We start from the raw sequence: 25,570 nt of genomic DNA on the forward strand, positions 1-25,570 counted from the left end.
CCGACCGGTTCAAGCTCGGGGCCAGTCCAGCAGCGTGTTCTCGTACAGCTGCCGGACGCCTTCCACCTCGGCGTCCATGTCGGCGGGGTCCCAGCCGGAGACATCGATCGGCGCCAGCACCGCCACGTCGACGATGCCGGCGCGGGCGATAGGTGAATCCCGCCAGGCGATTTCGCCCGCGTTGCGAACCACCACCGGGATCACCGGCACGCCCGCCTGGATGGCGATATGGAACGCACCCTTCTTGAAGGGCCCGACGCCCGGAGTGAACGAGCGAGTTCCCTCGGGTGCGACGGCGATGGAGAGTCCGTCGCGCAGGGTGGCAACAACCGGGGCGAGGGATGCTTTCGCGCGCTCGGTGTCGGTTCGGTCGATGAAGGTGACGCCGACGAACCGCATCAGCGGACCGAACAGCGGATGATTTCGCAGCTCTTTCTTGCCGATGCCGGTCACCGCGCCGTCGAGGACCTTCGGGACGATGATCACGTCGAACTGGCTCTGGTGGTTGAACAGGAATACCGCGGGCCTGGGCGCGCGGGCGTTCTCGGCTCCGACCACGCGCAGTTGGACGTCGATGGCGCGCAGGGTCGCGGTGGTGGCGTCGTGCATGAGTGCGTCGGCCATCGTCTGCCGCTTGCCGGTGTAGGACTTGCGAAGGACGCCGACCAGCGCGCCGCCGATGAGTCCGGCGAATCCGACGATGGTGCGCAGATAGTCGAGGGGGCGTGGGGCTCGACGCAGGCGGAAGGTCAGTGTGGGCCAGCCGTTGTCGGCGGCGATCGTGGCGAGGGCCGGGTCTGGGTCGATCACGGTCGGTCGCTGGGCGAGTTCCAGCAGTGGCAGGTCGGTCACACTGTCGGCGTAGGCGTAGGCGATCTCGAGATCTGGCGCGAATCGAGCTACTGCCGTGGACTTTCCGGTGCGCCACAGCGGCGTGCCCGCAGGTTGTCCGGTCAGAACGCCGTCCTCGACGGCGAGTTCGGTGCACAGCACGTTGTCGATGCCGAGCCGCTCGGCGACGGGACGCACCTGGAATCGCGTGAGCTCGCTGACCAATATCACTGTGTGACCGGCCAATTGGTGTGCGCGCACGAGGTGCCACGCCTCGGGGAACATCCGCCCGTAGATCTCCTTGCTGAAAGCCTTGCGGCCGAGCTGGTCGAGATCGGTCTCCGACGCGCCCGCCCATGTCCGTTCGGCGGCCTGCAGGAATCGTCCGTAGTCACCGTCGTTGCCGCCGCGCTGGATACCGCCGAGGAGGGTGGCCAGGCGTTCCTCACCGCGCCGGAACACCTTGCCCGCCAGTCCACGTCGCGGCAGACCGTCGACAACGGTGCCACCGAAATCGAACACCGCGGCGATCTGCGCACCTTGCGGACCCGAACGGATCGCGGCCACGGCGTCGGCGAGTGTGCTCATCAGTTCGAGTTCCTGTTCGACGGATCGAGCGAGGCCGCCCGCGCGATCCGGTCACCCAGATCGCGCAGCTGATCGGCGAATTCCTGGCGTTTGTCGATCAATTCGGCTTCGGCCCCCTCTGCCGCGGGTGTGATGAGGCCGTGGTTGTCGGCCAGTTTCCAGGCGCTGGTGAACAGTTCCGACGATACCGATTCCGGGCTGTGCAACCGCTGCTGCAACAGCATCTGCTTGCCCACCGCCACGCATTCGTCGATGAATTCCTTGCGATCGATCGTCGCGTCGGCAGGTCGCGCCACCAGCCGCTCGGCGACCACCAACTGCGCGTCGAAGAACGAACGCAGCACGCGATGGGCCATCACGAACCCGGATTCGGTGACAGCGCCGAGGAATTGGCGATCCAGTCGATCGTCGGGGGTGTGCTCGTCCCATTCGGGCACGATGATGCGCACCTCCTGGATGATCTGGTCGGCGAACTCCTTCCGTTCCGGGAAGAAGAATTCGAACTTGAGCAGATCGCGCAGCGCGAACGCCGCCTTCCACGCCGCCCGCAGCGGGTCGTCACCCGGCTGCTCCACCGCGGTGAGGGCCGCCAGTTCGAGGATGGCGCGGTTGACGAACCAGTGCACCGCGCTGTTGCGGTAGAACGCCGCCTCGAGATGGGCACCGGGTTCGATCGCGTACACCGGTTCCAGCCCACCGCGATACACGGTGACCACGCCCGCCAGCGCGAGCTGTTCGAGCACCACCCGCAGGCCCTTTTCATCGCGCAGCGTGGTGAGTTCGCCGCTGGGCAGTTTGCGACCGGCGATATAGCCGAGCACCGGGTCGAGCACGGTCCGCACCTGGTCGAGCGTGAGCGCTCGTTCGTGCACGCCGAGCAGAGCCAGGGTGACCAGCGCGTTGACCGTGATCGGGGTGACCTCGTTGATCCCGACCGCGACGTCGAAAGCCAAGCGCTGCACCGCTTTGTGCTCGACGTCGGCCAGCGTCTTCTCGTCGGGAACGGTGGCCGAACCGGTTTCGGTGTCGCGCAGCGGGATGGTTACCGGTCGCTGATCGAGCGGATCGCCGTGCACCCCCAGCCGCTCGCGCGCCGAAATGGCTTCGCCGAAGCGCACATACACGCGTCCGGCCGAATGCTGCTGACTGCGCACATATCTGGCCAGCCAGCCGATGCCCTCGGCCTTCTTCTTGCCGCCGGCCTGTTCGATGGCGATCGCGCCGAGCTCGTTGAGTCGCTCATAGGTGATCGAGACCGGCACGAGCATCACATCGTCGACGCGACGTGAACGCACCGCGGCGGCAAGGTAACTGAGTAGTCCGTAGCGCGGTGGGCGCAGTTTGCCCGTCCTGGTGCGCCCGCCCTCGAAGTACCACTCCATATTGAAGCGCTTGGCCAGCAGGTAGGCGAAGTACTCCTCGACGACCGCCTTGTAGACCTCGTCGTCGCCGAAGCTGCGCCGGATGAACACCGTTCCGGTGCGTCGCGCGATCGGACCCATCGGCCAGAAGTTGAGGTTCGCGCCGCCGATCACGTGATTGGGCGGAAAATCATTGCGCGCCAATACATCGCCGAGCACGAACGCGTCGACATAGGAGCGGTGCGAGGGCAGGAAGACCAACGGGTGTTTGCGGTTGAGCTTGCGCAGCGCGTCGAGGCCGCGCAGATCGGTGTCGACCTTCCACGTCGAGGCGTGCACCGGCCGCATGGCCTGGGTGAACAGGTCAGAGACCAGCCTGCTCTGCGCGGCGACCAGCTCGCGCAGCGCCTTCTCCGCGTTGCGATACACCTGGTCGGATTCGGAGCCGATCTCGTCGGCGATGTAGTCGAGCTTGCGCTGGAATTCCGGGGAGTCGAGGATCTCCTCGGCCACCAGCTGGGGCACTTTGTACCGATCGCCGATGACGGTGCGTTCGGCGCGTTCGAGCGCGACCACCGCGGCGCGCACCACCGCGCGCGCGAACGGGTCGGCCGAGCCCGCGCGCAGCAGCGCCGCGGCCTCGGGATTGTTGGTGCGCAGCGCGCTGAGTCGGGCCGGCGCGCCGACGAGCACGCGGTGGCGGTCGGGTTCGGTGCGCAGCAGCCTGCGCTGGACGAGCCGGTTGGGTTTGCGCGGGTTGGTGAGCATCGCCAGGTCGGCGAAGGTCACCCGGCGCACACCGTCGCGTTCGGGCGGCAGCCACAGCACTCGGACCGGCACGACCAGCGGATCGTCCTGCCTGCCGACGAGGCGTTTGGTGATGGCCTTCGCGTCGAGGTCGAGCTGGGTCACCGGGACCGTGGAGTCGATCTCCCTGCCGAGCCCACCCTGGGCTATCCAGTCGCCGATCACTTCGCGTTCGACGGCGGAGGCCGCGTCGACGAGGGCGACCACCGAGTCTGCCTGCGGGCCGCGCCGCCCACCTTTGTCGATCATTGCTCCATTCAAGCCGCAGATCTGGTTCGGCGCATCGAACTTGGGCTACAGCGCGTTGCGCGGCGCGCGCATCGAGGCGGATGTCCGGCACGAGCTACAGTGCTGGAGGTTTGCTCTGTGTGAGCGGGAGTGGCGAACAATACCCAGTATGAGTCTGGCTAAACGGCGAGGTAATGCTAACCTAACCAAGAAAAGTTAGGTCAGCTTTACCTTGGAGGATCGTTGTCGTCGACGGAACAACCCGTACGGGTGGAGTATGTGACCGACCCGGCGGCAGCGATGTCACGTCTGGCCGTCTCTGATCGGTTCGGTGAGTACGTGATGTACGAGCAGCCCGGTGTGTGGGTGTTCGCCGCCGATCCGCTCGGTAGCGTGGAACTCGACGCCGGTGAGCTGCGCACCACCTGGGGTGGTGAGACCACCGCTCGCACGTGGTCCGGCAGCCCGGCCACCGCCATCGACGCCGCGCTGGCGACCCTGCCGATCGACGGCCGCAACGCCTACGGCTGGATCGGCTTCGAATTCTGCGCCTACTCGCTCGCGGCGACCCACTATCTCAATCCGCTGACCTCGTTGGCGCACCTGATGATTCCGCGGATCGAGGTGCGCGTCGATGCCACTGGCGTGCGGATCAGCGGCGCCACCCCGAGCGAGGCGTGCGATATCCACGATCTGATCTCCGGCTCGCAGGGCGTCGACCTGCCGACCGCGACGCCGATCGATGTGCGGGTCGACCCGACGAACTACGAGGAACGGGTCGCCGCGGCGGTCGCCGAAATCCGTTCCGGCAGCTATCAGAAGGTGATTCTGTCGCGCAAGGTCGACCTGCCGTTCGCGGTGGACGTGCCCGCGACCTATCGCCTCGGCCGGGCCAACAACACCCCCGCCCGTTCGTTCCTGCTGCGGCTGGGCGGGCTCGAAGCGGCCGGGTTCAGTCCCGAGTTGGTGGCTTCGGTCGACGACGATCGCATCGTCACCACGGAACCGCTGGCCGGTACGCGCGCGTTCGGACTCGGTGTCGAGGCTGACGGCGCCGCCCGCGCCGAACTGCTGGCCGACCCGAAGGAGATCGTCGAGCACGCGATTTCGGTGCAGACCTCCTTCGCCGAGATCACGGAGGTGGCCGTGCCCGGCACGCCCGCGGTCTCCGATTTCATGGCGGTGCGCGAGCGCGGCAGCGTGCAGCACCTGGCATCCACCGTGCGCGGCACCCTCGCCGCCGACCGCACCGCGTGGGATGCGCTCGAGGTGCTGTTCCCGTCGGTGACCGCGTCCGGCATCCCCAAGCGGGCCGGTGTCGACTCGGTATTCCGCAACGATCACGATCCGCGCGGGCTGTATTCCGGTGCGGTGGTGTGTGTTTCGCCGACCGGCGCGCTCGAGGCGACGTTGGTACTGCGCGCGATCTACCAGACCGGCGAAGGTGCGTGGTTGCGCGCCGGTGCGGGCATCGTGGGGCAGTCGCGGCCCGAGCGTGAGTTCGAGGAGACCTGCGAAAAGCTGGGCAGCGTAGCGCCCTACGTGGTCAAGGCTATTACCGCCTCTCCGTGACTTCTGCCGGCCGTGGGGTGCGCAGGGCTTGCGCGCCGGGCCGACGGTATGGGCCGTGGCCAGGGCCGGGCGTCCCCGGCGAGTTACCCATGTTCCCGCGAAATCAGTTGTCCTGGAAGACGCTGTCGGCAAGAGATTTCGGACCGTCAACCGTGCAGGGCGCGCAAGGCTTTCTTGTCGATCTTGCCGACGGCGGTGAGCGGCAGTGAATCCGCCTGGCGGATGAGGTCGGGGAGCTTGTAGGTGGCCAGGCCGCGTTCGGTGAGGAAGGTCTTGATCTCGCCGAGGGTCGGCAGTTCGCCGGTGACAACCAGGACGACACAGGCCTTTTCGCCGAGCGAGGCATCGGGCAGGCCGACCGCGGCGGCGTGGCGGACCGTGGGGTGGGCGAGCAGGTGCTCCTCGAGTTCATCGCAGGAGATGTTCTCGCCACCGCGGTTGATCACATCCTTGATCCGGCCGCTCACGACCAGGTGGCCGCCGGGTAGTTGCCGGACGAGATCGCCGCTGCGGTAGAAGCCGTCGGAGGTGAAGGCGCGCGTATTGTGCTCGGGCGCACGGTAATACCCGCGCAGGGTGTAGGGGCCGCGGGTGAGTAGTTCGCCTTCTTCGCCCGGGGCGACATCGTTGCCGTCGGCGTCGACGATGCGCAGTTCGTCGGCGGGGGAGAGCGGTCGGCCCTGGGTGGTGCACACCAGTTCTTTGTCGTCGTCGAGACGGGTGTAGTTGAGCAGCCCCTCGGCCATCCCGAACACCTGCTGCAACGTGCACTGCAACGCGGGCTCGACATCGCGGGCGTTCACCTCGGCCAGTCGCGCCCCGCCCACCTGCAACAGGCGCAGCGAACTCAGGTCGGCCTCTTCCCAATCCACTGCCGCGCTCCATAGCTGGGCCAGCGGCGGGACGACGCCGGTGACGCTCACCCCGTGCTTCTCGATCGCGGCGAAGGCGGCCTCGGGGCTCGGGTCGAGGGTGAAGGCGATGGCGCCGCCGGTCGCGACGGTGCCGAGGATGCCGGGGCAGGCCAGCGGGAAGTTGTGTGCCGCGGGCAGGGTGGCGAGGTAGACATCGTCGGGGCCGAGCTCGCAGACCTGCGCGCTGGCGGTCGCGTTGTAGACGTAGTCGTCGTGGGTGCGGGCGATCAGCTTCGGCAGGCCGGTGGTGCCGCCGGAGACCAGCATCACCGCGATATCGGACGGATCGACCGCGGGCAGCGAATCACCTTCGCGAGCAACCGAATCGAGGGCGACGAACTCGGCGGTACTGCCGTCCGGCGACCCGGTACCCGGATCGCCGGCGACCAGCACGTGCCGCAGACTCGGCACCGCCTGGCGCACCGTCGCGGCCAGCTCGCGGTAGTCGAAGTCGCCGAGCTGGTCGGGGATGAGATAGGCGACCGCTTCGGACAGTGCGGCCAGGTGCTCGATCTCGACGCGGCGGTGTGCGGGCAGGGTGAGAACGGGGATGATCCCGGCGCGCAGCACACCGAACAGGGCCGTCGCGAATTCGGGAATGTTCGGCAGCTGCACGATCACGCGGTCACCGGGATTGATCCCGAGGGCGAGCAGCCCGTGCGCCATCCGATCGGCGGCGGCGTCGAGTTCGGCGTAGGTCTGCGCACCGGCGTCGCTCAGCACGGCAGGGCGCTGCGGCTGGATGCGCGCGGTGTCGCGCAGTAGATCACCGAGTGTGCGCCCGGCCCAATAGCCCGCGGCCCGGTACTCCTGGGCGGCGGCTTCGGGAAATGGAACGTAGCCCTCGCGGTGGCCGGTTGCCGATGTCGACGTCACGTACTGCCTCACTCGAGTCTCGCTACACTTGCAAAGGTTAGGCAACCCTATCTCAATGGAGTAGGCTGCCGCCGGGCAGTACCGAATCCGTCCGGGATGGGCGGCGAGCAAGGAGTGATCGGCAGATGGAGAAAGCACCCGCAGGCGGCGCCGGGATCGACCGCGCCGAGATCCGCGCCGCGATCGCCCGTCACCTCGATCTCACCCCTGACGCCGTCGCCGAGGCCGACGATCTGATCCAGCTCGGACTCGACTCCATTCGCACGATGAAGCTCGCAGGCGCCTGGCGCAAACGCGGCATCGCCGTGAACTTCGCCCTGCTGGCCGCCCACCCCACCGTCGACGCCTGGTACGCCCTCCTCAACGGCGCCGACCCCGATGACCTCGCGGCAAGCGACGGTCCGTCGATTGCCGCCGATGACGCCGCCGACTCCGCCACGCTGGTCGACAACTTCAGTTCTGCCGCAAACGAATCCGTGATCGTTCCCGACGACGGGACGCCTTTCGCCCTCGCGCCCATGCAGCACGCGTATTGGATCGGGCGGTCCGATGCGCAGGAGCTCGGCGGTGTCGCGGCGCATCTCTACGTCGAATTCGACGGGGCCGATGTGTATCCGGAGCGGCTCGAACGGGCTGTGGAACAGCTGCTGTCGCGCCACCCCATGCTGCGCACCCGGTTTCTTCCCGACGGCACCCAGCAGACTCTCGACCGGCCCGGCCGCGCGGTATTCGGCGTGACGGATCTGCGCGAGGCATCCGCCGACGAGGCCGAGCAGCGGCTCGCGGAGTTGCGCGGCGCGCGGACGCATCAGCGGATGGCGGTGGAGGACGGGCAGGTGATCGATATCGCGCTCACCCGCCTCGCCGACGGCCGCACCCGCCTGCACCTCGATGTCGATATGCTCGCCGCCGATGCGATGAGCTACCGCATTCTCATCACCGACCTCGCCCGGCTCTACCACGGCGAACCGCTGCCGCCGCAGGACTACACCTTCCGCCAGTACCTGGCCGAGCACCGGCGCGACAGCGCCGCAGCCCACGTTTCGGACAATGCCGCCGCAGACCTCCCCCAGGGACCGGGCGCCATCGCCGACGAGCGGGCCCGTGATCGTGCCTGGTGGCAGGATCGCCTGAGCGAGCTGCCGGGCGCGCCGGAACTGCCACTGGCCCAGCATGTCTCGGATCCCAACCGCACGATCCGTCTGCACCGCTGGCTCTCCCCGCAGGCCAAAGCGCAGGTCTTCGACGCGGCCCACGCCCGTGGGATCACCCCGGCGATGGCACTGGCCTCGGTGTTCGCCGAAACCGTCGGCGGCTGGTCGGCCCAGCGCCGCTTTCTGCTGAATCTGCCCCTGTTCCACCGTGAACCGGTGCACCCGCAGGTCGACGGTGTCGTCGGCGACTTCACCTCCTCGGTCCTGCTGGAAGTCGACGTCACCGAGCCCGCCACCGTCGCCGATCGTGCGCGTGCGCTCCAGCAACGCCTCCACGAAGCGGGCGCGCACTCCGCGTACTCGGGCCTGGAAGTCCTGCGCGACCTCGGCCGTCACCGCGGCGAACCGGTGCTGGCTCCCATCGTGTACACCAGCGCCCTCAACCTCGGCGAACTCTTCCCCGACATCGTCACCGACACTTTCGGCGACCCCGTCTGGATCATCTCCCAGGGCCCGCAGGTCCTGCTCGACGCCCAGATCACCGAGGTCCGCGGGGGCCTGCTGCTGAACTGGGACATCCGCGAAACCGCCTTCCCCGCGGGCATGGTCGACGCCATGTTCGCCCGCTACATCGAAGCGATCGAACGCCTCGGCGGCCAGTCCGGCGAGCTCGACAGCGCGCAGCCGACGGCGGTCGAGCCCGCACGGTCCCCAGCGACCTCGGCGACGGTGCCGGTGGTGCCCGCCGACGCAGCGGCAGATTCGACCGGGCGCACTCGGTTCGCGGGGGGAGCGGGGTGGCAGGCCGAGGCCGGCGTGCGGATTCCGGCGGAGCAGGCCGCTACTCGGGCGCGCGTCAACGCCACCGCGGGACCGGCGAGTGGCGGGCTGCTGCATACCGTCTTCTTCGCGAACGCGGCGATGAATCCGTCCGCGCCCGCGGTGCTCTGGGAGCCTGCCGGGCAGCTGACCTATGGCGAGCTGGCAGCCGACGCGCTGGCGGTGGCCGGTGCGCTCAGGGAAGCCGGTGTGACACCTGGTGATTCGGTCGCGGTGCAGCTCCCGAAGGGTCCCGACCAGATCGTGGCGGTGCTCGGCGTGCTCGCGGCGGGCGCGGTGTACGTGCCGATCGGGTTCGATCAGCCCGCGGCTCGTCGCGCCGAGATCCTCGGCACCGCGGACGCGGTCGCCGTGCTCACCGTCGGCGGTGCGCAGATCCCGAATGCTCGCGCGATCGACCTGGCGCAGGCGCGTATCCACCCGGAACCGTTGGCGCGCCCCGTCTTCGGAGACCCGGAGAACATCGCCTACGTGCTGTTCACCTCCGGTTCCACCGGCAAGCCCAAGGGCGTCGAGGTGCCGCACCGCGCCGCCATGAACACCATCGACGACCTCAACGAGCGTTTCGACCTCGGCCCGGCCGACCGCGCGCTGGCCCTGTCGGCCCTCGAGTTCGACCTCTCCGTCTACGACATCTTCGGCCTGCTCGCCGTGGGTGGTGCGGTGGTCACCGTCGACGACGCGCAGCGCACAGACCCTGCCGTGTGGGTGGAACTCATTCGCCGCCACCAGATTTCGATGCTCAACTGCGTTCCGAGCTTGCTGGACATGCTGCTCACCGCCGCGTCGACCACCGCCACCGTGTCCGAGCCGCTGACATCGCTTCGTGCGGTGATCCTCGGCGGCGACTGGGTAGATGTCGCGCTCCCCGCACGCCTGGCCGCAGTGGCCCCGAACAGCCGTTTCGCCGGGCTCGGTGGCGCCACCGAGACCGCGATCCACTCCACCATCTGCGAGGTCGTCGACGCGCGGGTCCCCGCCGAGTGGACCGCCGTGCCCTATGGCACCCCCTTGCGCAATGTGCGGTGCCGCGTTGTCGGCCCGGCGGGCAACGACTGTCCCGATTGGGTGAGCGGCGAACTCTGGATCGGCGGTGACGGCGTGGCCGCCGGCTACCGCAACGACCCGGAGCGCACCGCCGACCGTTTCGTCGCCCACGAGGGTCTGCGCTGGTACCGCACCGGTGACCTGGCCCGCTACCTGCCCGACGGCGGTCTGGAATTCCTCGGACGCGCCGACCATCAGGTCAAGATCCGTGGCTACCGCGTCGAACTCGGCGAGGTGGAGAGCGCCCTGCGCGCGGTCCCCGGTGTCCGCCACGCCGTGGCCGCGGTGGTCGGGACGGCGGCGCCGAAGCTGGTCGCCCTGGTGGTGCCGAGCCCGGGCGAAACCCTGCACGTGGAGGCGGTGCTCGCCGCGACCGCTGACCTCGTCCCGTCCTACATGGTGCCGACGCGCCTGGAACTGCTCCCCGAACTGCCCCTCACCCCGAATGCCAAGCCGGACCGCAAGGCCATCCGCGCGGTGCTCGAAAAGCACGAGGGCGCGGATGAATTCGTCGAGCCGCGAACCGATCTCGAACGGGCGCTCGTCGCGGTCGTCGCGGAGGTGCTCGCCACCGAGCGGATCGGTGTCACCGACGACTTCTTCGCCCTCGGCGGCGATTCGGTGCTCGCCACCACCGCCGTGGCCCGCATCCGCGAATGGCTCGACGCCCCCGACACCGTCGTGGCCGACCTGTTCACCGCCCGCACCATCGAGGGGCTCGCGGCGCGCATGTCGGAGCGGGAAAAGGACTCCGGCGACACCGGCCGACTCGAACTGGTCGCCGCGATGTATCTCGAAGTCGCCGCGATGACCGACGAAGAGGTACTGGCCCAGTCGTGACGACGGCAGCCGCGAACTACGCACCGGCTCTTGCCGATTCGCGTATTTCCCCTGCGTCGCTAGACTTTCGCCAGTGAGTAAGTGGACTGTCGCCGACCTGCCCGACCAGACCGGTCGCACGATCATCGTCACCGGTGCCAACAGCGGTCTCGGCGCCGCCACCGCGCGGGCGTTGGCGGCGGCGGGTGCGCGAGTGATCCTGGCCTGTCGTGATACGGCCAAGGCCGAGCAGGTAGCCACGGGGATGCGCGGCGTGACCGAAGTCCGTGAACTCGACTTGGCGAACCTCAATTCGGTGCGCGCCTTCACTGATTCGATCGAACGCGTCGACGTGCTGATCAACAACGCGGGTGTGATGGCGCTACCGCTGCGCCGCACCGCCGACGGCTTCGAGATGCAGTTCGGCACCAACCATCTCGGTCACTTCGCGCTCACCAATCTGCTACTCGACCGCATCACCGATCGTGTGGTGACGGTGTCGAGCGTGGCGCACCGCATCGGCAAGATCGATCTGATCGACCCCAACTGGGAACAGCGTCACTACGACCGCTGGCTCGCCTACTGTCAATCCAAACTGGCCAACCTGATGTTCGCCTTCGAGCTGCAACGTCGCCTGGCCGGTGAGGGCGCCTCGGTGATCTCGGTGGCCGCCCACCCCGGCTACGCCGCGACCGAACTCATGTCGCACACCGAGACCGTCCAGGACGCGGTGATGTGGCTGGGCAATCGGATGCTCGCCCAGGATGTCGACCAGGGCGCGCTGCCCACTCTGTTCGCCGCCACCGCCGAGGTGAAGGCGGGCACGTTCTACGGCCCCGACGGTTTCCTCGGCCTGCGCGGCTACCCCGCCCGTGCGGGCAGCGCGCCTACGGCGCGCGATCGCAAGGTGGCGGCCGAACTGTGGGAGCTCTCCGAGAAGCTCTGCGGCCTCCTCTGATTGCGTGATCGTCGTCACAACACGTCACACCGCGAACGGCTACCTCGTCCACTGAAGTGAACCCACGACGAAGGAGTCATCATGGAAGCGCGCTTCAACCTCTACGGCAACGCCATCGCCGCGAGCTTCAGCAAGCGAATGATCATGGCGGGCAAGGTCATCGACGATTCGCCGCTGCCCGAGTCCACGCATGAACTGGTGAAGATCCGGGCCTCGCAGATCAACGGGTGCAGCTACTGCGTCGACATGCACACCAAGGACGCCGCCCACGCGGGCGAAACCGCGGTGCGGATCAACCTGGTCGCCGCCTGGCGGGAGGCCAATGTCTTCACCGAGCCGGAACGGGCCGCCCTCGCCCTCACCGAGGAAGCGACCCGCACCGCCGACGGCGGCCACGTCAGCGACGACACCTTCGCCCAGGTCCGCAAGCACTACGACGACGACCAGATCGCCGCCCTGATCGCCGCCATCGCGTTGATCAACGCCTGGAACCGCCTCAACGCCATCGCCCACACCCCCGCCGGTGACTATGTCCCCGGTCAGTGGGGCTGATCAGCCGAATCGGTGCCCGTGCTCGGCCGCCCACTGCGCGAAGGTCCGCGCGGGTCGGCCGAGCACCTGCTCCGCCGTCGGCTCGGCGGGCGCCGCGATGTGACGGTCCACACTCCCGGTAACCGTGGCAGACCTTTCGGCGTTTTACCGGTGGTACAGTCCACGGCATGCAGCGCGCATATTTCTGGTTTAGCTATCCGGCCCTGGGTGGGCCGGTCTGCGACCCTGCGCGCTGACTTCTTCCACCTCGAGCCGGATAACGCCCGGCTCGACGGTAGCGATTTCCGTGGGTCGGCCTCTTAACGCAAAGGACCCACATCCATGACCACCGCAGCCGATGTTGACTCGCGGCATTCTGACCTCGACGACCAGCGCACCCTCAGCGTGAGCCCCCTGCGCTCGCCCGCCGAGGTCCGCATGGTTCACCAGATCACCGATGCCCTCGCCGACGTCGTACGTTCGGGCCGCAAGGCCACCGTCGACGTGCTCAACGGCGACGACGACCGCCTCATGGTGATCGTCGGCCCGTGCTCGGTGCACGACCCCGCCGCCGCGCTGGAATACGCTCGCAAGCTGGCCGAGAAGGCCGCCGAGCTCAGTGACCGGCTGCACATCGTGATGCGCGTGTACTTCGAGAAGCCGCGCACCACGCTGGGCTGGAAGGGTCTGATCAACGATCCGCACCTGGACGGCTCGTTCGACGTGAACACCGGCCTCGGCATCGGCCGCAAGGTGCTCGTCGACATCACCGCCCTCGGCCTGCCGGTCGCGTGCGAGTTCCTCGACCCCATCACCCCGCAGTACATCGCCGACCTGGTCTCCTACGGCGCGATCGGTGCCCGCACCGCCGCCAGCCAGGTGCACCGGCAGCTGTCCTCGGCGCTGTCGATGCCGGTGGGCATCAAGAACGGCACCGACGGTGACGTGCAGGTCGCGGTCGACGGTGTGCGTGCCGCCGCCGCCAGCCACGTCTTCCCCGGCACCGATCTCGACGGCCGCTCCGCGCTGATCCGCACCTCGGGCAACCCCGACTGCCACGTCATCCTGCGCGGCGGCAGCAACGGCACCAACTTCGACGCCACCTCCTGCGCCGAGGCCAAGTTGCGGCTGGAGAAGTCCTCGCTGGCTCAGCGCCTGGTCGTCGACGCCAGCCACGGCAACAGCAACAAGGACCACAACAAGCAGGTCGACGTCGTCACCGATATCGCCGACCGGATCGCCGCGGGCGAGCAGGGCGTGGTCGGCGTGATGCTGGAGTCGTTCCTCGTCGCGGGCCGCCAGGATCTGACCCTCGGCAAGGCCGACGAGCTGACCTACGGCCAGTCCATCACCGACGCGTGCATCGACTGGAACACCACCGCCACCCAGCTCGACCGGTTGGCCGACGCGGTGGCCGCGCGCCGCGGCTAGTTCTTTCGATCGACAGTGCGGGCCTCGAATTCGGGGCCCGCACTGCTGTTTCTACTGGTTCTGCACCGCGAGTCGCCCCGCGAGAGCGACGAAGGAGACACCGAACACCCGCCGCATCCACCGGACCACCACCGGGCGTGACAGCACATAGGTGCGCATCGCGGCGGCGACCGCTCCGTAGCCCGCGAACACCACGAAGGTCGCCAGCATGAACAGCCCGCTGAGCTCGAGCATGCGGCCCAGCGCGTTCGGTGCTCCGGTCGGCACGAACTGCGGTAGGAACGCGAAGAAGAAGATCGTCAGCTTCGGGTTCAGGATGTTCAGCAGCACCGCCGAGGTGACGACCTGTCGCGCCGACGGCTCCACCACGACGCGCTCCTCCGGAATCGCCAGCGCGCCCTTGTCCCGCAATGTGTTCCACGCCATGTAGAGCAGATAAGCGACGCCGAGATACTTCAATGTCTGGAACGCGACCGCACTGGTGTTCAACAGCGCGGCCAGCCCCGTAACCGCCGCGACCATGTGCGGAACGATCCCCAACGTGCACCCGAAGGCGGCGATCACACTCGCCCTCGTTCCCCGGGAAAGCCCCGCCGCCAAGGTGAACAAGACCCCGGTCCCCGGCGTGGCGACGATGACAAGCGTGGTCAACGCGAACTCGATGCTCATCTCCCGCAGCGTAACTGCCGATCGACCGCCGGGAAATACCTCGCGGCGTCGGTTCGTCACGGGGCCGTCGTACCGCGTCGCACCTCGATGACATGGTCGGCCGCGTGATGACGGGTCGTCAGTCGGTGGAAGCGCCGGGCCGGTGGCGCGGCAGACTGGTCGGTGATGAAGCTTCCCGAACTTCCCGACCTTCCGGTGCGACCGGAGCTGGAGCGGATCACCGCGACGTTGGCTGATCGCGGGGTCGCGGTGCTGGTCGCGCCGCCGGGTACCGGTAAGACCACGTTGGTGCCGTTGGCGCTGGCGGCGGGGTCGTCGGGGCGCATCGTGGTGGCAGAGCCTCGGCGGTTGGCGGCGCGAGCGGCGGCGGCGCGGATGGCGGCGTTGTTGGGGGAGCGGGTGGGGGAGACCGTGGGGTACGCGGTGCGGGGGGATCGGAAGGTGGGGGCGCGGACGCGGGTCGAGGTGGTGACCTCGGGGTTGTTGGTGCGGCGGTTGCAGCAGGATCCCGAGTTGGGTGGGGTGGGGACGGTGGTGCTCGACGAGTGTCACGAGCGGCATCTGGACGCGGATCTGTTGTTGGCGCTGTTGCTCGACGCGCGGTCGGGGTTGCGGCCGGATCTGCGGGTACTCGCCACTTCGGCGACCGTCGCGGCTGATCGGCTCGCGGACCTGCTCGGCGGGGACGAGGAGCCCGCGCCGGTGGTCGAGGTTCGTGGCCGCGTGTATCCCGTGGAGATCGGGTACGTGCCGTCGCTGCCACGTGAGCGGATCGAGGGGCAGGTGGCGCGGGCGACGCGTGGTGCGCTGGCCGGAACAGACGGTGACGTCCTGGTTTTCCTGCCCGGCGTCGGCGAGATCAATCGGACGGCGGGTTTACTGCGTGACCTCGATGGGGTCGATGTGGTCCCGCTGCATGGCAGGCTCGCCGGCGCTGCCCAAGACCTCGCGCTGCGGCCGGGATCGCGGCAACGGGTCGTCTTGTCCACCGCGGTAGCCGAATCCAGCCTCACCGTCCCTGGCGTGCGCGCGGTCGTCGACTCCGGCCTGTCCCGCGTCTCCCGTGTCGATCACCGCCGTGGCCTGTCCGGCCTTGCGACAGTGCGTGTTTCGGCCGCGGTCGCCGAACAGCGCGCGGGCCGCGCCGGCCGCGAAGCCCCCGGCCACGCCTGGCGCTGCTGGCCCGAATACGAGCATCAAACCCTGCCCGCCTATCCCGAACCGGAGATCCGCACCGCCGAACTCACCCGTCTCGCACTGGAGTTGGCCTGCTGGGGCACGCCCGACGGAACCGGCCTCGCCTGGTGGGACGCCCCGCCGGAAGGCGGCCTCGCCGCAGCTCGATCCGTTCTACGCGCGCTCGGCGCTCTCGATGATTCCGACCGCATCACCGCACGCGGCAAGGCCATGGCCACCCTCGGCCTGCACCCGCGGCTGGCCCGCGCCCTCCTCGATGGCACCGCCCGAGTCGGCGCGAAAGCCGCCGCCGAAATGGTGGTCCTGATGGACGACGACTCGCTCGCCCACACCGTCGACGCCACGGCAGCCCTGCGCGCCCTGCGCACCGAACGCCCACCCCGTTGGTCCCGCGAAGTCCAACGCCTGACGCGACTCGTCGCGACCACGTCGAGCGATCGTGTCGTCGGCGAGGTCGGAAACGAGAGTGGTGGCTCGGGAACGGATGACGCGGCCCTGTTGATCGCGTTGGCACAGCCGGAGCGGTTGGCTCGTCGGCGGTCGAGTGGGTCGTCGACCTATCTCATGGCCGGCGGCACCGCCGTGACACTGCCGTCGGGTTCCGGGCTGGCAGCGGCGGAATGGCTCGCGGTGGCCATCGCCGATCGTGATCCGGGGCGGGCCGAGGGGCGAATTCGGCTGGCGGCCATCGCCGATGAAGACCTCGCTCGGGAAGCGGCGCCGGGGTTGGTGGTTGTCGCCGATGAGGTGCGATGGGACGGCGGGGAGGTGGTGGCCCGCCGGGTGGAGCGATTGGGCGCGATTCTCCTGTCGGAGAAGGCGATACGCCAGCCGGACCGACTGTTGGTGGAACAGGCTGTGCGGCAGGGACTTCAGTCGGAAGGTCTCGGTCTGCTGCGATGGAGCGATGACGCCCGTGGTCTGCGTCAACGGCTGGACTTCCTGCACCGGACCCTCGGCGCACCGTGGCCCGCTGTCGACGACGACGCGCTCCTCGCCGACCTCGACTCCTGGCTCGGCCCCGAACTGTCCACTGCCCGACGCCGTTCCGACCTCGCCCGCATCGACGCGGGCACCGCGCTACGCCGTCTGCTCCCGTGGCCCACCGCCGCCCGCCTCGACGAGTTGGCCCCCGAACGGCTGGAAGTCCCCTCCGGCAGCCGAGTCCGCCTCGACTACTCCACCGACCAGCCCGTCCTCGCGGTCAAAGTTCAGGAGATCTTCGGCTGGACCGACCCGCCCACTCTCGCCGACGGCCGCGCCCCCATCCTGCTGCACCTACTCTCGCCGGCCCAGCGGCCCGTCGCCGTCACCGCGGACCTGCCCTCCTTCTGGAAGAACGGCTGGCCCCAGGTCCGCGCCGACCTGCGCGGGCGCTACCCCAAGCACGCCTGGCCCGAAGACCCCACCACCGTCGTCGCCCACCGAGGCACCGCGCGCCGAGCCCCCCACCGCCCGAACTGACGCCTAAGCCGGCCACCCGTTTACCGGCCCTGCCGGGTCGGTGGGGAGGCGGGCCGCGAGCCACTCGTCGACCCGGGCGCCGCGCTGCACCCCGCCCGAGCGGGCCAGTCCTTCGTAGTGGAAGCCGTTGCGTCGGACGACGGTGGCCGAAGGAACGTTGCCGACTATCGCGCGCCAGGTGATCCGGTCCAGCGCGAGACCGTCGGGGGCGAAACCGAAATCACACACCAGGGTGATGGTGCGTGACATCAGGCCGCGCCCGCGGTGGTCCGGGGTGAGCCAGAAGCCGATCTCGCAGGTGCCCGGCCCGCGCGTGTGCAGGCCGACCATCCCCTCGACCTGCCCGTCCTCGGCGGTACGGATCGCCCAGACCGGCACATTGCCCGCCCAGCCGGGAGCGACGACGCGGTCGAGGAACTCCTCGGCGTCGCCGCGCTGATACGGCACGGGAACAGTGGTCCAGCGCTGCACGTCAGGGTCCTGACAGCACTCCACGATGCGGTCGATATCGGCCCCGGTCGGACGGGTGAGCCAGACGGTGCCGTCGGTGAGCGTGTGCTCGTACATTCGGCCATCTTGACAGTCGGCGCCGAAATTCTCGCCGGATTTTCACGGCCTTCCCGCGCCCGGTGCGGGGGCGGGAAAGGCAACGACCTGTCCCGTCGGTCCGGTCGTCTCGGCGTCGCCCCAGGACTGTCCGACGACGTACAACCGCGGATCCGCGCCTCGGCTGAGCGTGCACGAGAACGCACCACGGTCGAGCCGGACCCGCGCCGACACCTCGCCGCCTTCCCCGACCCGGACGCAATGCTGGTTGCCCACATCCGCGTACCAGATCTGACCGTCGGCATCGAGGCAGATGCCGTCGGGGTGATCGCCCGGGGTCGCCGCCCACACGCGCCGATCGCTCAGTCCACCGTCGGTCGCGATGTCGTAGGCGGTGAGCTGCTCGGCGTAGGACTCGGCCACGATCAGCGTCGAACCGTCGGGGGTGATCGCCATGCCGTTCGGAAACGCCAGTCCGTCGGCCACGCGGCGCACCGCACCGGTGGGCGTGATGCACGCGATGAAGCCGGGCACGAACTCCCCACCGGGGAAATCGAAGCCGATGCTGTTGACATAGGCATTGCCGCGCTCGTCGATGACGATGTCGTTCCACGGCTTGTCCGACAAGGGCGAGAGGTCGGCGTAGGCCACCAGCGACCCGTCGGGGTCGCGCCGAAGCAGCCGCTTGGCGGCGGAGTCGACGATCACCAAGCGTCCATCGGGGAGAAAGTCGATGCACATCGGAAACGACGGAACCTGGGCGACGACCTCTGGACGGTGATCGTCGTCGAGAACGATCACCTGGTTCGCGCCCCAGTCCGAGAACCACAGTCGACCGTCGTGCCAGCGCGGTGACTCGCCGAACACGATTCCCTCCAGCACGATCTCGGGTGTACTCATCAGCGCCGTCCTCCGTAGTTGGCAGTAGTAGTACAGACGAGATGAAGTGTGCGGAATCACCGGTGTCCGACCCATGAGGCCGCGCGCGGAGGGGTACTCCGTAGGATCTTCCTCGATGGTTTCCCCGTTTCTCGCAGACTTGTTCGAATCGCATCGAACGCACTTGCTTTCGGTCGCCTATCGGCTCACCGGAAGCGTCGGCGACGCCGAGGACGCGGTCCAGGAGAGCTGGCTGCGCATGGCCGGGGTGCACCAGTCCGAGATCGACGATCTGCGCGCCTGGCTGACGACGGTAGTCAGCCGAATCTGTCTCGACCACTTGCGCAGTGCCGCGGCGCGCCGTGAAAACTATGTGGGGCAATGGCTTCCGGAGCCGATCGTGTCGGCGGCGATGTCGTCACGCACCCCGGATCCCCTGGATGTCGTGGTGCGCGATCAGGACAGCCGGATGGCAGCGATGGTGGTGCTCGACGCGTTGACGCCGCAGCAGCGGGTCGCGTTGGTGCTGCACGAGGGACTTGGTGTGCCGTTCGACGAGATCGCCGAGATCCTCGGCGTCTCCGGCGATGCCGCACGGCAATTGGCGGTGCGTGCGCGCCGCGCGGTGGCAAAGGCGCCGGAACCGGTCGCCGACGATGTGCACGATCAGGCGGTGCAACGGTTCCTGGCCGCGCTGGCCACCGGCGATGTCGCCGCGGTAGCCGCCACGCTGCACCCGGACACGACCTTCACGGCCGATGCCGGTGGTACCACCAAGACGGCGCTGAATATCGTTGCCGGACAGGACAAGGTCGCCCGGCTTGCGCTCGGCCTGTGGCGCAAACATCAGGAAGAACCCGGCCTGGAGATGAGCGCAGCCGCGGTGAACGGGCAATCGGGCCTGGTATTCACCGACCCGAACTCGCCGTTCGGGCGCCCGGTGCGAGTACTCGCGTTTTCGGTACGAGACGGAAAGATTTGGGCGACTTACGATTTCGCCAACGTGGTCAAACTATCCGGCGCCCGTCCCCGCTGACCCCACAGCACCGTAAAGGCCTGCGGGGGTCAGCGGTTCGCTTCACAGCGCCGGGCTGATCTGCACAGCGACACGGACTAATTGCATCTCTGATGGTTAGGGGTAGGTGGAGCCCCAGTTGTGATCGCCGGTAGACGATCCGAGGTTGAAGTCCCCGGTCGAGGAACCCATGTTGTTGTCCGGCGTCGCCGAACCCGTGAACCAGTCGACGATAGGACTGGCGACGTGGTCGTGGATGAATCGCAGGGCCGAACCGGCTACCTCCGACGCAGCCGGTTGCAGGATGAAGTCGAGCAGAGGTGAGGCCATGTGAGCCCCTTTCGATATACCACCACGCAGTGGTGTGTGAGGTAGAACACGGCGAGGCTAGCTGAGGTTGGGGAAACGCACAATAGCCCAGGTCAACCCAGGAAAACGTTTGTGAAACATGCGTGTTCGCTATCGTTCGGCAACGTGGCGGATTGGTGGGATACGCTGCGAAGATGCCGCCTGTGCCGCCCACCGTCGCCCGCCTGCGCCCCTTCGGATCGACCATCTTCGCCGAAATGACCGAGCTGGCCGTCCGTCACGACGCGGTGAATCTGGGCCAAGGCTTTCCCGATACCGACGGGCCTGCGGGCATGCTCGACGTCGCGCGCGCGGCCATCGCCGACGGGCTCAATCAGTACCCGCCCGGCCGCGGAATGCCGGTGCTGCGCCAAGCGATCGCCGACGACCGAGCCCGCCGCTACGGCACCGCCTACGACCCGGCAACCGAGATCCTGGTGACTGTCGGCGCGACCGAGGCGATCAGCGCCGCCGTGCTCGGTCTGGTGGAGCCCGGCCAGGAGGTGGTGCTGATCGAGCCGTATTACGACTCCTACGCCGCCGCGATCGCCCTCGCCGGCGCGCAGCGACGGACCGCTCGGCTGGTGCCCGACGGCGACCGATTCGTGCTCGACCTGGACAGTCTGCGGGCCGCGATCACACCGGAAACCCGCATGCTGGTGGTCAATTCGCCGCACAACCCCACCGGTGCCGTGCTCGACCGAGCCGACCTCACCGCGATCGCCGAACTGGCTGTCGAACACGATCTGCTGGTGCTGACCGACGAGGTGTACGAGCATCTCGTCTACGACGGCGCCGAGCACATCAGCATCTCCACGCTGCCCGGGATGCGCGAGCGGACCATCGTGGTGTCCAGCGCGGCGAAGACTTTCAATGTCACCGGGTGGAAGATCGGTTGGGCGTGCGCGCCCGCACCACTGCTCGACGGCGTACTCGCGGCAAAGCAGTTCATGACCTTCGTCGGTGGAGGGCCGTTCCAGCCTGCCGTCGCGCACGCGATCAACGAGGAATCGGACTGGGTGCTCGCCCAGCGTGACGGGCTGGGCGACAAGCGAACGCGGCTTTCGCAGGCGTTGCGCGACACCGGTTTCACGGTCTCGGCCAGCGACGGCGGCTACTTCGTCTGCGCCGATATCCGGCCGCTCGGCGCCGAGGACGGACTGGCGTTCTGCCGTGAACTCCCCGCGCGACTCGGCGTCGCCGCCGTACCGGTCAGCGCCTTCGCCGACCATCCAGCGGAGTGGAAACACCTGGTGCGCTTCACCTTCAGCAAGCGCGACGAGACGATCGACGAAGGAATCCGCCGACTCCGAACCGGCACCACAGTGCACTGACCCGAGCCGGATGCCCCCGACGCGAATCAGTCACGCGCGTGGCGAGCCAGCGGCGCATGCCACTGATAGTGCCGAGCCAGCAGCCGGAACCCCACCGCCCCCGCAGCGGCGAGTAGTCCCGTCCAGGCTTGGTACAGGTCGAACGACAGCAGCGCGGCGGTAGCGGCAGCCCCGAACAGGGCCGGGATCGCGTAGAGGTCCTGGTCCGGGCGTAGGACGGTGGGCACCTCGCCACTGAGTACATCGCGAATCACCCCGCCGCCGATGGCGGTCGTCATGCCGAGCAGGGCGGCGGTGGGTGCTCCGAGCCCGGCCGAGTCGGCGATCACGGTCCCGGTGACACAGAACAGCCCGAGCCCGATCGCGTCGGCGATTTCGAGCGGCCCCTTGGTGAGGCGGCGCGACGGCGCGATGAAGTACAGGACCAGCGCGGTCAGTATCGACGCGGACAGATAGGTCAGGTCGGTGAACGCGGCCGGGGGCGTTCGCCCGATCAGCAGGTCACGCACGATGCCGCCGCCGAGCGCGGTCGCGCACGCCATCACCACCATCCCGAACAGATCGAGCCGCTTGCGTACCGCGACCAGCGCCCCCGACGCGGCGAAGGAGATGACCCCCATCATCTCGCCGCCCCGATGCACCGCGTTCACCGCCGAATCCAGCTCGCTGACCGAAGGCCCGGCCAACGCCGCCACCAGCACACCCACGCTCACCACGCACTCCATTCGCCTCGCTGCTCCGAAGCAGCGTGACACGCAGGAGCGAGGCGACGGCGACCGGTCCCCGGCGACGGAGACATGAATCTCAGGCGGGGGTGGGACGGGCCTTGTCGGTGGCGAGCAGGACGGCGATGGCGCCGAGGGCGGTGCCCATGAGGTAGCGCTGGGTGCGCAGCCACAGCGGGCGTGCGGCGAGGAAGGTGGCCAGGCCCGCGGCGCCGAGGACGATCATGGCGTTCACCGTGAGGGCCACCGTGATCTGGATCGCTCCCAGCGACAGGCTCTGCAACCAGAGAGCCCCACGAGCGGGGTCGATGAACTGGGGGATCAGCGCCATGTACATGATCGCGATCTTCGGATTGAGCAGGTTGGTGGCCAATCCCATCGTGAACAGTCGCCGCGCGGGGTCGTGTGGCAGGTCGGCCGGCGCGAACACCGAGACCCCGCCCGGCCGGATCGCCTGCCAGGCCAGCCACAGCAGGTATGCCGCCCCCGCCAGCTTCACCGCCAGATACAACCCGGGAACAACCGCGAACACCGCCGTGATCCCCGCCGCGGCCGCCATCAGATAGACCCCGAACCCCGCCGCGACTCCCATCAGCGAGATCATCCCCGCCCGACGCCCCTGCGCGACGGTGCGCGAGACCAGATACATCATGTTCGGCCCCGGCGTCAGCACCATGCCGAGCGCCGCCGCCGCAACCCCGAGAACCGCCGTTGTCTGAAGCATGCACTGAGTTTGACCTGGTCAGGCCTCGGTTGTCGCGGTCCAGTCGGCACCCGCTGGACCGGTGCTCACCGCTCGCACGCCATCGCCGCACGAGCCATGTCGGACCAGGTCAGTACAATCGAACGAGCCGCCCACCAGGGCATGGCACATCAACTCAGAGCATCTAGGCCGAACGCAACCCCGCACAGGGCGAGTCTTACGAACCCGCGGCCCCGGCCGCAAAGGAGCCCAGTGACCGACGGTCCGCTGATCGTGCAAAGCGACAAGACCCTGCTGCTCGAGGTCGACCACGAGCTGGCAGGCAACGCTCGGCAGGCCATTGCCCCGTTCGCGGAGCTGGAGCGTGCGCCCGAGCATGTGCACACCTATCGGATCACGCCGCTGGCGCTCTGGAATGCCCGCGCGGCAGGCCACGATGCCGAGCAGGTCGTGGACGCGCTGGTGAACTTCTCGCGCTACGCCGTGCCGCAGCCGCTGCTCGTCGACATCGTCGACACGATGGGTCGCTACGGGCGATTGCAACTGGTCAAGCATCCCACGCACGGCCTGTGCCTGATCAGCCTGGATCGCGCGGTGCTCGCGGAAGTGTTGCGGCACAAGAAGATCGCACCGATGCTGGGCGCTCGCATCGATGACGACACCGTGATCGTGCACCCGTCCGAGCGCGGTCACATCAAGCAGATGCTGTTGAAGATCGGCTGGCCCGCGGAGGACCTGGCCGGTTATGTCGACGGCGAGGCGCACGACATCGGCCTCGACTACACCGAGGGCAAGTGGCACCTGCGCGACTACCAGGAGATGGCCGCCGACTCCTTCTGGGCGGGCGGTTCCGGTGTGGTCGTGCTGCCGTGTGGCGCGGGCAAGACAATGGTCGGCGCGGCCGCGATGGCCAAGGCGAAGGCGACCACCTTGATCCTGGTCACCAATACCGTGGCGGGCAGGCAGTGGCGGCGCGAACTGCTGGCGCGCACCACGCTCACCGAGGAGGAGATCGGCGAATACTCCGGCGAGCGCAAGGAGATCCGCCCGGTCACCATCGCCACCTACCAGGTCATCACGCGTAAATCGAAGGGTGAGTACAAGCACCTCGAGCTGTTCGACAGCCGCGACTGGGGCCTGGTGATCTACGACGAGGTGCACCTGCTGCCCGCGCCGGTCTTCCGGATGACCGCCGACCTCCAGTCGCGCCGCAGGCTCGGTCTCACCGCCACGCTGGTGCGTGAGGACGGCCGCGAGGGCGACGTGTTCTCGCTGATCGGCCCGAAGCGCTACGACGCCCCGTGGAAGGACATCGAGGCGCAGGGCTGGATCGCGCCTGCCGACTGTGTCGAGGTGCGGGTGACGCTCACCGACGCGGAGCGGATGGCCTACGCCGTCGCCGAGCCGGAGGAACGCTACAAGCTGTGCTCCACCGCGCGCACCAAGATCCCGGTGGTCGAGTCCATTCTCGCCCGCCACAAGGGCGCACCGACCCTGGTGATCGGCGCCTACCTGGATCAGCTCGACGAGCTGGGAGTCGACCTGAACGCTCCGGTCATCACCGGCGCGACCAAGAACCGGGAACGCGAGGCGCTGTTCGACGCCTTCCGCTCCGGCGAGGTCCCGGTGCTGGTGGTGAGCAAGGTCGCCAACTTCTCCATCGACCTACCGGAAGCGTCTGTGGCGGTGCAGGTTTCGGGTACCTTCGGCTCCCGTCAGGAAGAGGCCCAGCGCCTCGGTCGACTGCTGCGGCCGAAACAGGATGGGGGGCAGGCGCATTTCTATTCGGTGGTCGCGCGCGACACGCTCGACGCCGAATACGCCGCACACCGGCAGCGCTTCCTCGCCGAGCAGGGCTACGCCTACCGCATCGTCGACGCCGACGACCTGCTCGGTCCGCCCATCGGTGACGGCGTGTAGCACTGTTCGCCAGGTCAAAGGGGGGTAACGTGCGATGTGCGAACCCTCGGCAGATAAGTGGAGGCAATTCCTCCGCAGCTTGTGCTAGGAAGGAAGGCGTGCGCCGCTTCGAATTCGTGGTCGACCGTGAACACGCTCATGCGGTCAATGAGACGTTCACCGGGTTGCGTAGGTTGCGCCTGGTAGCACTGCTGGTCGCCGGTCTCGCCGTGGCGGCCACGGTGGCGCTGGTGTGGAGCGGGCAGGCGTGGGGTTTTCTGCTCGCGGTGGTGTGCGTGCTCGTCGCGGGCATCGCGCTGTGGGTGGCCTTGTGGACGCCGCACCGTTCCAGCATCGAAAAGCTCTACCACGACGGTGTTCTCGTACCCGCCGTCGTCAGCGATGCCGAGCCGGGTGGCATCGTGTTGCTCGCCCTGGTCGATATCGCCGAACCCGCCGCCTCGGAGCGCAGTTGGGCGCTGATCACCCGCAAGGTGCGCGCGCTGCCCGGCCACACGCCGCAGCGGGGTGAGCGAGTGCCCGCCGTCGCGGTGCGCACCGATCGCGCCCCTCGCCAGGTCGGCGAACGTTGGCAGCTGGTCACGGCCATGCCGATCGCCTGGGGCACGCGTGACGACGCGGTGATCGAGCGGGCCTGCGACGCCATCAACGAGGTCGAATGGCGGCTGCTCACGCAGAACCTGGCGCTGGCCGCACGGGTGAAGCGCACGGCGACCAAACGCCTGCTGCTCGACCCGCAGCAACTGCCCACCGACCTCGGCTAGGCGTACCTCGGCCTATTAGGGTCCGTGGCGTGCGCCTGCGACGATGGTC

Annotated in this window: 19 protein-coding genes; 10 read left to right on the top strand and 9 right to left on the bottom strand. The window is 68.4% G+C overall.

Features of this window, described 5'->3' with window-relative positions; genetic code table 11:
• Window positions 1–9: 9 nt before the first annotated feature.
• On the bottom strand, window positions 10–1,419 hold the full coding sequence (locus IBJ82_RS10745; protein ID WP_194825763.1) for an HAD-IB family hydrolase: 1,410 nt from the start codon (window positions 1,417–1,419) through the stop codon (window positions 10–12).
• Window positions 1,419–3,836 carry a glycerol-3-phosphate 1-O-acyltransferase gene (locus tag IBJ82_RS10750; RefSeq protein ID WP_194825764.1) on the bottom strand — a complete coding sequence of 806 codons (2,418 nt, stop codon included), beginning with the start codon at window positions 3,834–3,836 and terminating at the stop codon, window positions 1,419–1,421. The genes IBJ82_RS10745 and IBJ82_RS10750 overlap by 1 nt, the downstream gene beginning before the upstream one ends.
• Before the next feature lie 249 nt (window positions 3,837–4,085).
• On the opposite strand from IBJ82_RS10750, the gene IBJ82_RS10755 reads away from it, so the two are divergent.
• Window positions 4,086–5,387 carry a salicylate synthase gene (locus IBJ82_RS10755; protein ID WP_370585257.1) on the top strand — a complete coding sequence of 434 codons (1,302 nt, stop codon included), beginning with the start codon at window positions 4,086–4,088 and terminating at the stop codon, window positions 5,385–5,387.
• A gap of 146 nt (window positions 5,388–5,533) precedes the next feature.
• Here the strand turns inward: IBJ82_RS10755 and IBJ82_RS10760 are convergent, their stop codons facing one another.
• Window positions 5,534–7,177 (bottom strand): AMP-binding protein, encoded by a 1,644-nt coding sequence (locus tag IBJ82_RS10760; RefSeq protein WP_194825766.1) that lies wholly within the window; start codon window positions 7,175–7,177, stop codon window positions 5,534–5,536.
• A 125-nt stretch (window positions 7,178–7,302) separates the two neighbouring features.
• On the opposite strand from IBJ82_RS10760, the gene IBJ82_RS10765 reads away from it, so the two are divergent.
• The 4 genes from IBJ82_RS10765 to IBJ82_RS10780 all read left to right on the top strand — a co-directional run bounded on the left by IBJ82_RS10765 (window position 7,303) and on the right by IBJ82_RS10780 (window position 13,957).
• On the top strand, window positions 7,303–11,058 hold the full coding sequence (locus IBJ82_RS10765; protein ID WP_194825767.1) for a non-ribosomal peptide synthetase: 3,756 nt from the start codon (window positions 7,303–7,305) through the stop codon (window positions 11,056–11,058).
• Between the two features lie 73 nt (window positions 11,059–11,131).
• The gene (locus tag IBJ82_RS10770) at window positions 11,132–11,995 is read left to right on the top strand and encodes an oxidoreductase (RefSeq protein WP_194825768.1); all 864 of its coding nucleotides are present in this window, start codon (window positions 11,132–11,134) and stop codon (window positions 11,993–11,995) included.
• 81 nt (window positions 11,996–12,076) lie between these two features.
• Window positions 12,077–12,547 carry a carboxymuconolactone decarboxylase family protein gene (locus IBJ82_RS10775; protein WP_194825769.1) on the top strand — a complete coding sequence of 157 codons (471 nt, stop codon included), beginning with the start codon at window positions 12,077–12,079 and terminating at the stop codon, window positions 12,545–12,547.
• A gap of 321 nt (window positions 12,548–12,868) precedes the next feature.
• The gene (locus IBJ82_RS10780) at window positions 12,869–13,957 is read left to right on the top strand and encodes a 3-deoxy-7-phosphoheptulonate synthase (protein WP_194825770.1); all 1,089 of its coding nucleotides are present in this window, start codon (window positions 12,869–12,871) and stop codon (window positions 13,955–13,957) included.
• Between the two features lie 51 nt (window positions 13,958–14,008).
• Here IBJ82_RS10780 and IBJ82_RS10785 read toward each other — a convergent pair whose 3' ends face one another.
• Window positions 14,009–14,626 carry a LysE family translocator gene (locus IBJ82_RS10785; protein ID WP_194825771.1) on the bottom strand — a complete coding sequence of 206 codons (618 nt, stop codon included), beginning with the start codon at window positions 14,624–14,626 and terminating at the stop codon, window positions 14,009–14,011.
• A 165-nt stretch (window positions 14,627–14,791) separates the two neighbouring features.
• Here IBJ82_RS10785 and hrpB point away from each other — a divergent pair, with 165 nt between their 5' ends.
• Window positions 14,792–17,287, top strand: a complete 2,496-nt coding sequence (gene hrpB, locus IBJ82_RS10790; protein ID WP_194825772.1) for an ATP-dependent helicase HrpB — start codon at window positions 14,792–14,794, stop codon at window positions 17,285–17,287.
• Window positions 17,288–17,290: 3 nt separating this feature from the next.
• On the opposite strand, the gene IBJ82_RS10795 is transcribed toward hrpB, so the two are convergent.
• Window positions 17,291–17,854 carry a GNAT family N-acetyltransferase gene (locus IBJ82_RS10795; protein WP_194825773.1) on the bottom strand — a complete coding sequence of 188 codons (564 nt, stop codon included), beginning with the start codon at window positions 17,852–17,854 and terminating at the stop codon, window positions 17,291–17,293.
• 42 nt (window positions 17,855–17,896) lie between these two features.
• The gene (locus IBJ82_RS10800) at window positions 17,897–18,733 is read right to left on the bottom strand and encodes an SMP-30/gluconolactonase/LRE family protein (protein ID WP_194825774.1); all 837 of its coding nucleotides are present in this window, start codon (window positions 18,731–18,733) and stop codon (window positions 17,897–17,899) included.
• 115 nt (window positions 18,734–18,848) lie between these two features.
• Between IBJ82_RS10800 and sigJ the strand changes: the two genes are divergently transcribed.
• Complete coding sequence (gene sigJ / locus IBJ82_RS10805; RefSeq protein ID WP_194825775.1) at window positions 18,849–19,748, top strand: RNA polymerase sigma factor SigJ; 900 nt, start codon at window positions 18,849–18,851, stop codon at window positions 19,746–19,748.
• 96 nt (window positions 19,749–19,844) lie between these two features.
• On the opposite strand, the gene IBJ82_RS10810 is transcribed toward sigJ, so the two are convergent.
• Window positions 19,845–20,057 carry a hypothetical protein gene (locus IBJ82_RS10810; protein ID WP_056818652.1) on the bottom strand — a complete coding sequence of 71 codons (213 nt, stop codon included), beginning with the start codon at window positions 20,055–20,057 and terminating at the stop codon, window positions 19,845–19,847.
• 173 nt (window positions 20,058–20,230) lie between these two features.
• Here IBJ82_RS10810 and IBJ82_RS10815 point away from each other — a divergent pair, with 173 nt between their 5' ends.
• Window positions 20,231–21,409 (top strand): pyridoxal phosphate-dependent aminotransferase, encoded by a 1,179-nt coding sequence (locus IBJ82_RS10815; RefSeq protein ID WP_194825776.1) that lies wholly within the window; start codon window positions 20,231–20,233, stop codon window positions 21,407–21,409.
• A gap of 26 nt (window positions 21,410–21,435) precedes the next feature.
• On the opposite strand, the gene IBJ82_RS10820 is transcribed toward IBJ82_RS10815, so the two are convergent.
• Together IBJ82_RS10820 and IBJ82_RS10825 are read right to left on the bottom strand one after the other, a co-directional pair.
• On the bottom strand, window positions 21,436–22,134 hold the full coding sequence (locus IBJ82_RS10820; protein ID WP_165610338.1) for a trimeric intracellular cation channel family protein: 699 nt from the start codon (window positions 22,132–22,134) through the stop codon (window positions 21,436–21,438).
• Window positions 22,135–22,213: 79 nt separating this feature from the next.
• Window positions 22,214–22,858: a LysE family translocator gene (locus IBJ82_RS10825; RefSeq protein ID WP_194825777.1), complete on the bottom strand. Its 645-nt coding sequence runs from the start codon at window positions 22,856–22,858 to the stop codon at window positions 22,214–22,216.
• 231 nt (window positions 22,859–23,089) lie between these two features.
• On the opposite strand from IBJ82_RS10825, the gene IBJ82_RS10830 reads away from it, so the two are divergent.
• Together IBJ82_RS10830 and IBJ82_RS10835 are read left to right on the top strand one after the other, a co-directional pair.
• Window positions 23,090–24,757 carry a DNA repair helicase XPB gene (locus tag IBJ82_RS10830; RefSeq protein WP_194825778.1) on the top strand — a complete coding sequence of 556 codons (1,668 nt, stop codon included), beginning with the start codon at window positions 23,090–23,092 and terminating at the stop codon, window positions 24,755–24,757.
• A gap of 98 nt (window positions 24,758–24,855) precedes the next feature.
• The gene (locus IBJ82_RS10835) at window positions 24,856–25,521 is read left to right on the top strand and encodes a DUF3239 domain-containing protein (RefSeq protein WP_194825779.1); all 666 of its coding nucleotides are present in this window, start codon (window positions 24,856–24,858) and stop codon (window positions 25,519–25,521) included.
• The last annotated feature ends 49 nt before the right edge of the window (window positions 25,522–25,570 follow it).

Source organism: Nocardia sp. XZ_19_231 (assembly GCF_015355705.1).
GTDB lineage: Bacteria > Actinomycetota > Actinomycetes > Mycobacteriales > Mycobacteriaceae > Nocardia > Nocardia salmonicida.